Raw genomic sequence first — 13,867 nt, forward strand, 5'->3', positions numbered from 1 at the left:
GAAAAGATTTTAAGAGAGCAAATAATGAAATCATTAATCATTAAACTGTGGCGTACCATGACGCGCCCAGCTGTACATATCAGCCTAGGTGTGCTGACTATGGGCGGCTTTATTGCTGGTGTTATCTTTTGGGGTGGCTTTAACACCGCTCTAGAAGCAACCAACACAGAAGAATTCTGTATTAGTTGTCACACAATGCGTGACAACGTGTACGTTGAGCTACAAGAAACGGTGCACTGGAAAAACCACTCTGGTGTTCGTGCTACCTGTCCTGATTGTCACGTTCCACATAACTGGACAGATAAGATCGCTCGTAAGATGCAAGCTTCTAAAGAAGTATTTGCACAAGTATTTGGCAACTACGACGAACCGGGTGTGTTCGAAGAGCGTCGTATCGAACTTGCTAAACACGAATGGGATCGTTTCTCGGCAAACAAATCTCTGGAGTGTAAAAACTGTCACAACTACGAATCGATGGATTTCGAGCAAATGTCTCCTACGGCTCGTATCCAAATGAAGCAAGCCGCTGAGAAAGATCAAAGCTGTGTTGACTGTCACAAGGGTATTGCGCACAACCTACCAGCAGGCATGGACAGCATTGGCGGTATCGTGGGTGATCTAGAGGGTATGACTTCTAACACGGATTACGGCGTTGGTCAGCAACTCGTGAGCGTTCGTCACCTACCAATTTACTTTGATGCGCAAGGCAGTAAAGAAGCTGGTCTTCTTAATCCTGCATCGACCGTTAAAGTTCTTGAAGACAAAGGCGAGTTTGTTGAGATCGAAATTGACGGTTGGCGCAAAGCAAAAGGTTTTGGTCGTGTAATTCAAGAAGACTTCGGTAAGAACATTGCGACTGCGTCTCTGATGAAAGAAGCAGCAACAGACAGCAGCATTGTGACGACTGGTGAGAAAAAAGTGGATGAGTTAACAGGCCTTCCTTGGGAAAAAGTAGCGGCGAAAGTATGGATTAAGAAAGAGTCTATGCTGAACGACATCAATCCTGTTTGGGAAAAATCTCGTGAAGCCTACAAGACCAATTGTTCTGTATGTCACACTCAACCTGCGGAAGCGCACTTCGACGCGAACACCTGGCCAGGTATGTTCGACGGTATGTTGGCGTTCGTTAACCTAGATACAGACAGTGAAGCACTGATCTTGAAGTATCTACAGAAACACTCTTCAGATTATGCTGAAGGTCACCACTAATAAGCGTCGGATTGGAGTAATTTTAAATGGCTATTACACGAAGAAGTTTTCTTAAAGGTGTAGCAACCACAAGTGCAGCGTCAGTAATTGGTCCTAGCTTATTGGCGTCCGCCTCAGCAAATGCCGTTGAGACGACAGGTACTTGGAAAGTAACCGGTTCTCACTGGGGCGCGTTCCGCGCCCACATCTACGCGGGTAAAGTTCAAGAGATCAAGCCGCTAGAGCTAGACAAAAACCCAACAGAAATGTTGAACGGCATCAAGGGTATTATCTACAGCCCTTCACGTGTTCGTTACCCAATGGTTCGTCTAGATTGGTTGAAGAAACACAAATACAGCGCGGATACTCGCGGTAACAACCGTTTCATCCGAGTAACTTGGGATGAAGCGCTAGACTTGTTCTACCGTGAACTAGAACGTATTCAAAAAGACTACGGCCCATGGGCGCTGCATGCAGGTCAAACAGGTTGGAACCAAACGGGTTCATTTAACAACTGTACCGCGCACATGCAACGTGCAGTGGGTATGCACGGCAACTTCATCACGAAAGTAGGTGACTACTCGACGGGTGCAGGCCAAACCATTATGCCTTACGTGCTAGGTTCAACCGAAGTTTACGCACAAGGTACGTCTTGGTCTGAGATCCTAGAAAACTCTGACAACATCGTTCTTTGGGCTAACGACCCAGTGAAAAACCTTCAAGTAGGTTGGAACTGTGAAACGCATGAGTCGTTTAAGTACCTTGCACAACTAAAAGAAAAAGTGGCGAAAGGTGAGATCAACGTTCTATCTGTAGACCCAGTGAAGAACAAAACTCAGCGCTACTTAGAGAACGATCACTTGTACATCAACCCGCTGACAGACGTAGCGTTCATGCTCGCTGTGGCACACGTGTTGTACAACGAAAACCTGTACGATAAGAAGTTCATTGATACTTACTGTCTAGGCTTTGAAGAGTTCATTCAATACGTTCAAGGTAAGACAAAAGACAAAGTAGAGAAGACGCCTGAATGGGCAGCAGCGATTTGTGGCGTGAAAGCGGACAAGATCCGTGAATTCGCACGCATGCTAGTCAGCGGTCGTACACAGATCCTAATGGGTTGGTGTATCCAGCGTCAAGAGCACGGTGAGCAGCCATACTGGGCAGCGGCTGTGGTTGCTGCAATGGTTGGTCAAATCGGTCTACCTGGCGGTGGTATCTCTTACGGTCACCACTACTCAAGTATCGGTGTGCCTTCTACTGGTTTCGCGGGCCCTGGTGGTTTCCCTCGTAACCTTGACCAAGGTATGAAACCGAAGTGGGACAACAACGATTTTAACGGCTACAGTCGTACTATCCCAGTTGCACGTTGGATCGACTGTCTGCTAGAACCTGGCAAAGAGATCAACTACAACGGCGGTAAAGTGAAACTGCCAGACTTCAAGATGATGGTTATCTCGGGTTGTAACCCATGGCACCACCATCAAGATCGTAACCGCATGAAGAAAGCGTTCCGCAAACTTCAAACGGTTGTAACGATCGAGTTTGCTTGGACTGCGACATGTCGTTTCTCAGATATCGTTCTACCGGCGTGTACGCAATGGGAACGTAACGACATCGACGTATACGGTTCATACTCGAACAAAGGTCTGATTGCGATGCATCGCCTCGTTGATCCATTGTTCCAATCTAAGCCTGACTTCCAAATCATGAGTGAACTCACTCAGCGTTTTGGTCGCCGCGAAGAATACACTCGTGGTATGAGTGAGATGGAATGGATCGAAAGCCTTTACAACGATTGTAAAAAAGCGAACGAAGGTAAGTTTGAAATGCCAGAATTCAACGAGTTCTGGGAGAAGAGCGTACTAGACTTCGGTGAAGGTAAACCTTGGGTTCGTCATGCGGACTTCCGTAAAGACCCTGAGCTTAACCCACTAGGTACGCCGTCTGGCTTCATCGAGATCACGTCTCGTAAGATCGGCCGTTACGGTTACGAACACTGTCAAGAGCACCCAATGTGGTTCGAAAAATCAGAGCGTTCACACGGTGGTCCTGGTTCAGATAAATACCCATTCTGGTTGCAGTCTTGCCACCCAGATAAGCGTCTTCACTCTCAAATGTGTGAGTCTGAAGAGTTCCGCGCGACTTACGCGGTACAAGGTCGTGAGCCGGTTTACATCAACCCAGCGGATGCCAAAGCAAAAGGCATCAAAGATGGTGATTTGGTACGTGTATTCAACGGTCGTGGTCAGCTGTTAGCTGGTGCTGTTTTGACTGACAGCTACCCACGTGGCGTTATTCGTATCGAAGAAGGTGCATGGTACGGTCCTCTAAACGAGAAAGAGGGCGCAATCTGTACCTACGGTGATCCTAACACGCTAACGCAAGACATCGGTTCTTCTGAGCTTGCACAGGCGACTTCTGCGAACACATGTATCGTAGACTTCGAGAAGTTCACAGGTAAAGTGCCACCAGTCACTTCATTTGGTGGTCCGATCGAAGTTGCTTAATTAGTGCAGTTTGCATAAATCGAAATACCAGCCTCAGGGCTGGTATTTTTTTATCAAAATTTCAGTGAGCGTTGTCTCAATAGTAACTTCATAACGTTAAACGAGACTGGTATTCGTGATGATGGTAACGAATTGGGTGAGACAAGCAGGAGATAATGCGCCAAGCTAAACAATAATAATTAAGTGAGTAGACCCATTATGGCTCAGAGCATTCAATTAGCAAATCACACTGAGATCACTGTGAATAACAATGACTTCCAAGTTGAAGTCGAGGGTAATCAATTACATTTTTCTTTTGCTGGTCTTCACAATAAAACCTTTACCGACCGTGAAGTGTTATTCGAAATGTCGTTTTTGTACGAGCACGAGGCCAACGTAATTGGGGATGGTTTTCAAATGTTGGCGCAAACGGCGGGAACGATCAATCACCCCGTTGATATTGGTCGCTGCCCAGACAATAATCCTTCTTATCGAATCTACCCTAAAGATGCCCCTAAGCGTTATTACAACTATTTAGTGGTGGAAGGTTCAGCGGGCTACACATTATTTGGCTTCACATCATGTCATCGCTTTGCAGGCTATTTTGATGTTGTGCTGCGTGATGGGCATTGGGTTTTATCAGCCGCAATTGATGGTGAGTTGACTCAAGTGGCGGATTGGGAAAGTAATCAACTTGAGTCCGTGGCGGTACTCTGCGGTCAATCACTGTCCGAGCTTTATCAAACCTATGGCGAGATGATTGCTGAGCATCATCCTGTTCGCCAAGGTGTGACACAAGATGCGCCTGTTGGTTGGTGTTCGTGGTACGCGTACTACGCAGACGTGACAGAGCAAAACATCATGCAGAACGTAGATTGTATGCAAGATAAGCTCGAAGACCTAGAGTGGGTACTTCTGGATGATGGTTATCAAGCCTTTATGGGCGATTGGTTAACCCCATCAGATAAGTTTTCTGGTGGCGTAAAAGAGCTCATTCATAACATCCGTGCAAAAGGAAAAAAGCCGGCAATTTGGATGGCGCCTTTCATTGCACAGCCTGAGTCGGAGATCTTCAAACAGCATCCAGAGTGGTTTGTTCGCCACAAGGATGGTGGCTTACTTAAAGCAGAAGATGTCACATACGGTGGTTGGCGATGCACGCCTTGGTACATACTCGATACCTCAAACCCAGAAGTACAAGACCATCTGACGCATGTAGTCTCTGTCATGAGACAAGAGTGGGGCGTTGAGTTGTTCAAGCTAGACGCGAACTATTGGGGCACCTTAAAAGGTGTTCGCAAACAATCTGGTATTACAGGCGTTGAGGCGTATCGCTTAGGAATAGAAGCGATTGCTAAAGGCGCTGGTGATGCGTGGCTTTTAGGTTGCAACGCGCCAATGTGGCCATCTCTGGGACTTGTGGATGCAATGCGTGTTTCTGACGATGTAGAGCGTCATAGTCGTCGATTCGAACAGATAGCCAAAGAAACCTTTTACCGTAGTTGGCAGCACCGAAAACTGTGGCAAATTGACCCGGATTGCGCCACGTTCACTTCATTAGCTAATCAATCTGCATCCAGAGAAGAGTATGAATTTCATCGCACGGTGTTATTAGCGAGTGGTGGTTTGCTGCTGTCTGGTGACCCGCTCCCTGAGATTACACCGTTTGCTAAGAAGACACTGTCTAAGCTCATGTTACGTCAACAACGTAACCAACAATCTGCAAAGTTTACCGCTTTGAGTTTAAATCACGCGTTTTTAAAACTAACGACGAAGAATGACCTCCATTGTTTGTTTAATTATGCGAGTTACGGAGCGATGGAATTTACGCTGACGTCTGATCAACCGGTGGACTGGTATGATTACTGGACAGGGGAAAAGCTAAACCAAGAACCTTGCCAGTTGTTAATGGTGAGCGTGGATAAAGGGCTCAATGCGAAAGCGATCGTTACAGCATAACGTGAAGTAAATCGCCCAAGACCAAGATCAAGAAAGGAGCCTATTGCGGCTCCTTTCTCGTTTTGATGCTCTGGGCGTTAGAACTCGAATAAAAAGTAATACCCGTATCCAACAATAAACGCAGGAATGGACGAATAAATAGTCGCGACCAAAGCAGCTTTCGGTGCCATTGCAATGGCGGGGAATAGGGCGTCACCATCGTTAGAAATCGCATTGGCCAGTTGCGCAGAAAGTGGCGCTGCACCAGAAATGTATAGGCTAGTGACTAAAATTTGCGGTCCGCAACCAGGCAACATACCAATGGCTAGGCCAGCTAATGGCATCCAAATTCCCCAATGAGAAAAGGTTTCTACAAGGTCGAGTCCAGAAAAATAGGTTGTCAGCTCAAACGCCAGAAAAGCAACGATCACCCAAGCACTGACGAAATTCGTATCTTGTGCTGCTTTTTGAATCGGGTGTGAGTCCACGATTTTTTCATCTTCAGAGACCGTTGACTGATAATCGCCAAGTTCTTTGGTCATCGCCCATAATGACATTGTGATCACCGCGAAGATAGCGCCCAGCCATTCAATGGTGTTGGCTTTCAAAGATAGCAACTGATTAATATCTATTTGGAAAGACATTAACACAGCAACGACACTAGCAGGCACAATAAGCCATTTCCAAAATGCGCCTTGTAGATTGATTGCACGTTGTTCAAGAGGCGTGTGTCGGTCTGTCTGGTGTTGGCAACAAGCATGTGTCTGAGGTGCTTCTTTTGGTTCTGGTCGCAGAAAGTTATCAGCATGAAAAGCATTAACGACTAACCCTGAAAGAGTACCCACGATAATGCCTAATCCAACCACGCCTAATCCAACACTTGGTTTGGCGGCCAGAAGTAAAAAGGCAGCGTCACCCATTGTTGAAGTAAGTACCGCGACAATCGCACCAAATCCCACTCGGCCACTAATAAATTGCGTTGTCACAACAATAGCGCCACCACAGCCAGGCAAAGCACCCAATAAAGAAGCAAAGAAAACCTGATGATTACGCGAGCGATGGTAGAGCTCGGTAATTCGATTGGTTTTCGACATAAAGTTTGAAAGATAATGATAAATAGCCAATGTGGCAGCAACATAGCATGACACTGCCCAGAATGAGTCGGATAGCGTCTGTACGGCTACGTCACGTGTATTTTCATTGCCTAGCAAAATGAGCATGACGATAGGGATCAGCAATCGCTTATAAGCTAAACGAAACTGAGTAGGCTGAAACAACTGTTGTGCAGAGTGTAATAATTGGGTCGCGTTCATCGTTTACTCAAATGCAAATAGGAATAATTATCATTATATGTAAATGAGATTTATTCGCAATAGCATTGTGAACTTTTCTTCGTGTCAAACTCTCTGAAATCAGGTAAAGTATCGGCCTTTGTGAGCAAACACGCCCTAATTAACTGTATTAGGCGGCGTATAAAATTGACTTGAATAGGAAGAAACATGATTCTAGTTGTAGGTCATAAGAACCCAGACAGTGACAGTATTTGTAGTGCACTCGTTGCAACTGAACTTCTAAAAGCGCGTGGCGTTGAAGCTATGCCAATTCGCCAAGGCGAAATCAACCGTGAAACTCAGCACATCCTAGAAGTTGCTGGCGCTGAAGTTCCTGAGCTTCGCACATCAGTTGCGGGTGAGACCGTTTGGCTAGTAGATTACTCAGATCTAGCACAAGCACCAGACGATATCGCAGAAGCTGAAATTGCGGGTATTGTTGACCACCACCGTCTAGGTGACGTGATGACAGTAAACCCAATGGAAGCATGGATCTGGCCTGTTGGTTGTACCAACACTGTTCTATTCAACATGTTCAAGATTGAAGGTCACGCGATTACTCCACAAATTGCTAAGCTAATGATGTCAGCAATTCTATCTGACACAGTAGGTTTTGCTTCTCCAACTTGTACACAAAAAGACAAAGATGCCGTTGCTGAACTAGCGGCAATCGCAGACGTACAAGATGTTGACGCGTTCACTAAAGATCTTCTAATTGCTAAAACAAACATCGAAGGTCTATCAGCGGCTGAGCTTGTTGAGAAAGACCTTAAAGGTTACCCATTCAACGGTCGTGACGTAGTGGTTGGGCAAGTTGAACTTGCAACTCTTGAGCAAGTTGACGGTATGATCGAAGCACTAGAAGCAGACCTAGAATCTCGTTGTGAGAAAGATAACCTAGCGTTCGCTGCTGTAATGCTAACAGACATCACGACTGCTCAAACTCGTCTTCTATACAAAGGTGAGTGGGCTGAGAAGCTTGTTAAGCACGAAAAAGACGGCATGTTAATGATGGAAAACACGCTAAGTCGTAAGAAGCAAGGTTGGCCTTGGCTTCAAACTGAGCTAGCTTAATTTTCTAGCATATACTTTAAATGCCCGCCTAGCTGCGGGCATTTTTCTATGGGAAATAGGAGACGAATATGTCTGAGCAACTGACCCAAGAGCAGATGGATACCATTAATCGCTACAACGAAGAGCAACGTTTAAAGTACTGCGTAAAAGAGATTGTGGCGAATCGTAAGGTTTGGATTCTGAAAGACGAACATGGCTGTGTCATGTTAAATACAGAAGATGATGATTGTGTACCAGTATGGCCAAACGAAGAGTTCGCTTTGCAATGGGCGAATGGTGATTGGGAAGATTGCGAGCCAGAAGCGATCTCTCTAAACAAGTGGCACAGCCGTTGGACCTCTGGTCTAGAGGATGACGAGCTATCGATTGTTGTATTCCCAAATCAAAATGAAGAAGGGGTCGTATTGTTTCCTGACGAGTTTGATTTTGAACTGCGCAAACAAGCGAGCCGCCGTTAGTTTTTTGATTAGTACCCATGCAATAAAGAAGCCTGCGTTAAAGCAGGCTTCTTTACATTTGCACGATTACATCTTTGATAAGCTATTTTGTTTGATGGCTTGGCGCTTTGTAAAAGTGGCTTTCGACTAATCGTTGAGTAATAGGATGCTCGGGATGAGTCAGTACTTGGTTGGTCTCGCCAAACTCGACCACTTCACCTTCATGCATCACCATCACTTTATCAGTAATATGCTTAACAATGCCAATATGCTGAGACACGTACACAAATGACAATCCCATCTCTTCTTGCAACTCGAGGAATAAGTTAATGATCTGCGAGCGCATTGCCATATCCAAACCGTTTAACGCCTCATCAGCGACAATGATGGAAGGTTGAAGAATAAGTGCACGAGCCAAACATACGCGCTGTTTTTGACCGGCAGCTAGCATTTGTGGATAAAAATAGGCGTGCTCAGGCAGCAATCCTACGCGGAGCAAGGTGTTCTTTACACGCTGCATGCGCGCATCTGGCGGCATGTTGGTATTTCGCTTTAGCGGACCTTCTAAAATACGACCAATCTGGATACGTGGGTTTAACGATGTGTTTGGATCTTGGAAAATCATGCGGATGAGCTTGCAGCGTGTCGCGTAATCTTTGTGCTCCAATCGTTCGCCATTCACACGGATCTCTCCGGAGCTTGGTTCAACAACGCCAGCAAGCATACGAGCTAGTGTGGATTTTCCTGACCCGTTTTGACCAATAAAACCAATAGTTTGTCCTGGCTCTAAAGTAAAGCTTACCGGTTTAACTGCCTCATTAACCTGACGTTTGAACAGACGGGAGCGCGTAACAAATTGCTTCGATAAATTATCGACTTCAAGTAACGCACTCATGACTTTTTCTCCGTGTTCAATGGAAAGTGGCAGTTAAATTTATGATTCTTAATTCGTCTGGTGTGTGGAATTTCTACACATTGTTTCTGCGCATATGGGCAACGTGGTCCGAGGCGACAACCGATAGGCAGATGCTGCAATGGCGGAATCGAGCCCGGTAGGGATTGGAGTTTTTGCTTGTGTGGTACCCAATCATTAAAGTCAGGCATCGCTTTAAGCAAGGCATCGGTGTACGGGTGCTTGGGTGCCGCAATGATTTTACTGGTATCGGCAGACTCCACCGACTGACCACAATACATTACCGTAATACGTCCTGCCCACTGTGTTATGGTCGCTAAGTCGTGGCCGATAAGCAAAATGGTTGTGTTATTAAGTTGGTTCATGCGGCTCAACAGACGCAAAATTTGCGATTGAGTAATCGGGTCTAAGTCGTTGGTTGGCTCATCTGCGATCAGCAACTTTGGTTTGGTCGCTATCGCCATGGCAATCATGACTTTTTGACACTCACCATCAGTCAGTTCATAAGGGTAGCTACCCATTAAACGCTTGTGATCTTTAATACCCACTTTATGCAAAAGCGCGATGGCCTGTTTTTTACGCCATTTAAATCGCTCCCACCATTTCCCTTCAAATGCGCGAGATGGAATGGATTCAATCAATTGACGCCCGACTTCCTCTGAAGGGTCAAGACAAGTTGAAGGCTCTTGGAAAATCATCGCAATATCACGAGCAATGACGCGCCGACGCTCTTTTGGTGTAAGCTGAAGCAAGTCAATATTGCCAAGGCGCATACGGTCTGCGGTGATGCGCCAGTTATCTTTACTTACCCCGACAATCGCTTTTGCAACTAAGCTTTTCCCTGAACCAGACTCACCTACAAGACCACGAATTTCGCCTTCGTTCAAAGTTAGGCTCATTCGGTCAACGGCTTTGACCAACCCTTGAGGTGTTTCGATCTCAATGGTCAAATGTCGAATATCTAACAACGGCATTATTCGATCCCCGCATTAAGCGCTTGACGTACACCTTCACCTACTAAGTTTAGGGTAATAACAGTAAACATGATGGTCAGGCCGGGTAGGGTCACTGTCCAAGGTGCAATATAAATAAGCTCGACAGAGTCACCTAATATTGCTCCCCACTCGGTGCTTGGTGCCTGTGCGCCTAGGCCAAGAAAACCCAGTGCCGTAATATCTAAAATCGCAGCAGAGAGCGCGAGTGTGATTTCAGCGGCAATGACCGTCAGAATGTTAGGAAGAATTGAACTCCACAGTAAGTAGAAATCATTAGCGCCATCAAGGCGTGCTGCCATTATGTAGTCTTTTTCAACTTCGGTGTGGACTGCTATATAAACGGAGCGAATAAAACGCGGAATCAAAGCCAAGCAGATTGCGAGTAAAATATTGAACCCACCAAAGCCTAGAAATGCCACAAAAATGATTGCTAATAAGAGCGACGGGATCGACATGACGGTATCGAGCAAGTGGTTGAGAGTACTCGACAGTAAGCCTTTCGTCATACCTGCCAATACGCCAATTAAACAGCCTACAACGGCAGCAATTGCGGTGATGGCGACAGCAGCGCCAAATGTCAGCTGAGAGCCCATAATCAGGCGCGAAAGAATATCTCTACCTAAGTCATCGGTCCCCAAAAAGTAATCAACCGTTCCTGCTGGGGCCCATGATGGCGGCACAAGCAACTCACCTGACTGTGCTTGGGCGTCAAATGGTGCAAGTAGGGGGGCAAAAATGGTAATAAGGACGATAAACACCAAGCACCACAAGCCAAACATGGCTAGTCCGTTGGCGCGGTAGCTTCGCCAAAAACGCTCAAACTGTGTTGGAATACGCTCTTCCTGATAAACGTTATTTGTTAGCATACCATTCCTTTCGAACTAAAGGGTTAATCATCGCGCCAATCAAATCCGAGAGTATGTTAGCGGTAAGAACCAAAGTCGCAAGTACCATCACGCCAGCTTGGATAGATGCATAGTCTTGGCTTGCTAGCGCATCTAAAAGCCAACGACCAATACCTGGCCAGTTAAAAATAGACTCCGTGATGATAGCTAAGGTAATCATACTCGAAAGTTGAACACCAACTTTGGGAATGATAGGCGGTATCGCATTCCGCAATACATGTTGAGTTACGATTTCGCGGTTAGAAAGACCTTTGATTCTCGCTGCACGGATGTAGTTTTGGCTCATCACTTCCGCTACCGAGGAACGCATTAGTCCGACAACCTGGGTGGTTGGAGCCAAAGCGAGCACCAAACATGGCAGCACCATATGCTCAATAACGCTTTGCAGTGCATGAGCGCGGTATTCGCCTTTCGCCATGAATGCGTCGATAATGGCAAACCCGGTTACATGATCAATTTCGTAAAGTAAATCATACCGTCCCGCAACGGGAAAGAGTTGGTATTCCAATGAAAAGACCATGATAAGTAACAGAGCAACCCAAAAGATTGGGGCGGAATAACCAGACATTGACATGAATGAAATGCTGGTATCGAGCCATTTACCTTGCTTCATCCCAGCCACGGTTCCAAGTGGAATGCCGATCAAAAGGGACACCAAAAAGGCAAAGAAACACAATTCCAAAGTGGCTGGGAATACAACGGCGAGCTCGTCGTAAATCGCATTGCCGTTTTTACTTATGCCAAAATCGAGTTGAGAAAGGTTGATCAAGTAAGTTTGCCAGCCAGACCAAAAATCAACGTTTGCCCAGTGCGAGAGAGGGTCAAGGCGCAGCAGAGAAAAACCCACTAATGTAAGGATCATCAAAGTGATGATAAATAGGTTAAAGCGTCGAACGGTATACCAAAACATCAGTGAATTCTCTCAACTCTATCAAACGGTTGGGCATTGAAAGGGCTTGATTTGAAGCCTGTCAGCGATTTGTCGTGCACACGGAACTGCACGCCATGCGCCAGAGGAATAACCGGGAACTCTTGATTCAAAATGTTCTGTGCTTGGCGATATAGGTTCAAACGGTAACGCGGTTCTTGAGTTTCTAAAGCCAAATCGAGCAAGAAATCGAAGTCATCGTTACACCACATGGACACGTTAAGGCCAACGCGGTCAGACTCGCAAGATAATAAAGGGCGGAAAAAGTTGTCAGGATCCCCGGTATCACCAATCCAACCAGTTAAAAGTAAATCGATATCGTTGATGTTCTCCAAATCCACACGTTCAAACCTATCATCGGTAAGTAGCGTTAATTTAACCCCAATATCGGCAAAATTCGCTTGGATTAGCTCTGCGGTCTTGCGAGGGCTTGGGTTAAAAGCACGTGGTTCAAGTGGTACCCACATGGTCAATTCTAGGCCGTCTTCGTAGCCTGCATCTCGAAGTAGTGCCAATGCATAATTCCGGTCATAACGAATTTTTACGCTGTCTTTTTGATAAGCCCATGAATTAGGTGGTAGCAAGGTATAAGCTTGGGAGCCAGTTCCGTAGTAAACCGAATCTAAAATATTTTGACGGTTGATCGCTAAGTTAAGAGCTTGGCGAACTCGAGCATCACTCAGCGCGGTGGTTTCTGTGTTTATCGCAATAAAGGAAACGTTGTTAGCTGGTGTAGCCGTCAGCTCAAGGTTGTCATTTTCTTGAATGACAGGTATTTGGCTCGAAATAGGTGAAGAGAGTACGTCACACTCGTTTCTTAAAAGTTTAGCTAATGTACCCGTCCCTCTGTGAGAGATATCGAACACCACTTGTTCCATTTTTGCTGGTGACTTCCAGTAATTTGAATGACGCTCTAATCGAATCAAGTCGTTCACTTGGTACTCTTTTAATTGATAAGGGCCGGTACCGATAGGAAGTTGGTCGATTTCTTCTTTATGATCTTTTGCTGCCAATTGCTGTCCATACTCCGCAGACAAGATAACCGCATGGCTGGTGGCAATATTGGCCAAGAAAGAAAAGTTTGGCTGAGATAACGTAAACCTTACCGTATACTCATCTATTGCAACCACGTCTTGGAGTAGGTTTTGAAAATCTAACCCTGCAAACCATGGATAAAAACCACCACCTACTTGGTGAAAAGGATGGTCTACATCGATGATTCGCTTGAAGCTAAATACCACATCTTTTGCATTCAATGGGCGAGTGGGTGTGAACCAAGGTGTGGTTTGGAATTTAACACCACGTTTAAGCTTAAACGTGTATTCCGTCCCTGATTCATTTACTGACCAACTCTCGGCGATGCTTGCCACGGGCTGATGTGATTTAGGATCGAGCGTGAGCAGCGTATCGTACAGCTGCGGGCTCAGAGCCTCTGCGGTAATACCGCTATCAATAAGCTGAGGGTTAAACGTGGTCGGCTTACCTTGTCCGCAAAACACAAAGCCAGCTTTGCGAATATCATTGTGGTCAATTTCATCGCCACAAGCGGTCAGTAGGCTAATCCCAATAAGGCTCAGCGATAATCTTATAAAAGCATTCATAATATGAAATGTTCATTGGATCTTGCTCGTTTCGTTTGATCTTACTCTTTCAAAGCTAACAAGCGAAA

The 13,867-nt window shown here is 45.8% G+C and carries 11 protein-coding genes; 5 read left to right on the forward strand and 6 right to left on the reverse strand.

The genetic code is table 11. The annotated features are described in order from the left end of the window. Positions 1–24 precede the first annotated feature (24 nt). From torC to IJ23_RS00970, 3 genes are all read left to right on the forward strand, one after another. Positions 25–1,209, forward strand: coding sequence for a pentaheme c-type cytochrome TorC (gene torC / locus IJ23_RS00960; RefSeq protein ID WP_033905099.1), 1,185 nt, complete (start codon positions 25–27; stop codon positions 1,207–1,209). A gap of 26 nt (positions 1,210–1,235) precedes the next feature. Next, entirely contained in the window at positions 1,236–3,698 is a 2,463-nt protein-coding gene (gene torA / locus IJ23_RS00965) for a trimethylamine-N-oxide reductase TorA (protein ID WP_005378138.1), read from the forward strand. A gap of 198 nt (positions 3,699–3,896) precedes the next feature. After that, positions 3,897–5,636: a glycoside hydrolase family 36 protein gene (locus tag IJ23_RS00970; RefSeq protein ID WP_033905100.1), complete on the forward strand. Its 1,740-nt coding sequence runs from the start codon at positions 3,897–3,899 to the stop codon at positions 5,634–5,636. Between the two features lie 77 nt (positions 5,637–5,713). Here IJ23_RS00970 and IJ23_RS00975 read toward each other — a convergent pair whose 3' ends face one another. Continuing rightward, complete coding sequence (locus tag IJ23_RS00975; protein ID WP_005378133.1) at positions 5,714–6,928, reverse strand: putative manganese transporter; 1,215 nt, start codon at positions 6,926–6,928, stop codon at positions 5,714–5,716. A 186-nt stretch (positions 6,929–7,114) separates the two neighbouring features. On the opposite strand from IJ23_RS00975, the gene IJ23_RS00980 reads away from it, so the two are divergent. Then, the gene (locus IJ23_RS00980; protein WP_017634678.1) at positions 7,115–8,020 is read left to right on the forward strand and encodes a manganese-dependent inorganic pyrophosphatase; all 906 of its coding nucleotides are present in this window, start codon (positions 7,115–7,117) and stop codon (positions 8,018–8,020) included. Positions 8,021–8,088: 68 nt separating this feature from the next. Continuing rightward, positions 8,089–8,478: a DUF2750 domain-containing protein gene (locus tag IJ23_RS00985; protein WP_005378129.1), complete on the forward strand. Its 390-nt coding sequence runs from the start codon at positions 8,089–8,091 to the stop codon at positions 8,476–8,478. Positions 8,479–8,560: 82 nt separating this feature from the next. Here IJ23_RS00985 and IJ23_RS00990 read toward each other — a convergent pair whose 3' ends face one another. Genes IJ23_RS00990 through sapA form a run of 5 tightly spaced genes read right to left on the reverse strand, consistent with a single transcriptional unit; the run spans position 8,561 to position 13,799 of the window. Continuing rightward, positions 8,561–9,352 carry a peptide ABC transporter ATP-binding protein gene (locus tag IJ23_RS00990; protein ID WP_005393308.1) on the reverse strand — a complete coding sequence of 264 codons (792 nt, stop codon included), beginning with the start codon at positions 9,350–9,352 and terminating at the stop codon, positions 8,561–8,563. Further along, on the reverse strand, positions 9,349–10,344 hold the full coding sequence (locus IJ23_RS00995; RefSeq protein ID WP_005378126.1) for a peptide ABC transporter ATP-binding protein: 996 nt from the start codon (positions 10,342–10,344) through the stop codon (positions 9,349–9,351). Before IJ23_RS00995 ends, IJ23_RS00990 begins: the two co-directional genes overlap by 4 nt. Next, complete coding sequence (locus tag IJ23_RS01000; protein ID WP_005378123.1) at positions 10,344–11,231, reverse strand: ABC transporter permease subunit; 888 nt, start codon at positions 11,229–11,231, stop codon at positions 10,344–10,346. The genes IJ23_RS00995 and IJ23_RS01000 overlap by 1 nt, the downstream gene beginning before the upstream one ends. Beyond that, positions 11,218–12,180 carry an ABC transporter permease gene (locus IJ23_RS01005; RefSeq protein WP_005378122.1) on the reverse strand — a complete coding sequence of 321 codons (963 nt, stop codon included), beginning with the start codon at positions 12,178–12,180 and terminating at the stop codon, positions 11,218–11,220. Before IJ23_RS01005 ends, IJ23_RS01000 begins: the two co-directional genes overlap by 14 nt. Beyond that, on the reverse strand, positions 12,180–13,799 hold the full coding sequence (sapA, locus tag IJ23_RS01010; RefSeq protein WP_033905101.1) for an ABC transporter substrate-binding protein SapA: 1,620 nt from the start codon (positions 13,797–13,799) through the stop codon (positions 12,180–12,182). Before sapA ends, IJ23_RS01005 begins: the two co-directional genes overlap by 1 nt. Positions 13,800–13,867 lie beyond the last annotated feature (68 nt).

This window comes from Vibrio sp. OY15, from assembly GCF_000742455.1.
In the GTDB taxonomy this organism is placed as follows: domain Bacteria; phylum Pseudomonadota; class Gammaproteobacteria; order Enterobacterales; family Vibrionaceae; genus Vibrio; species Vibrio alginolyticus.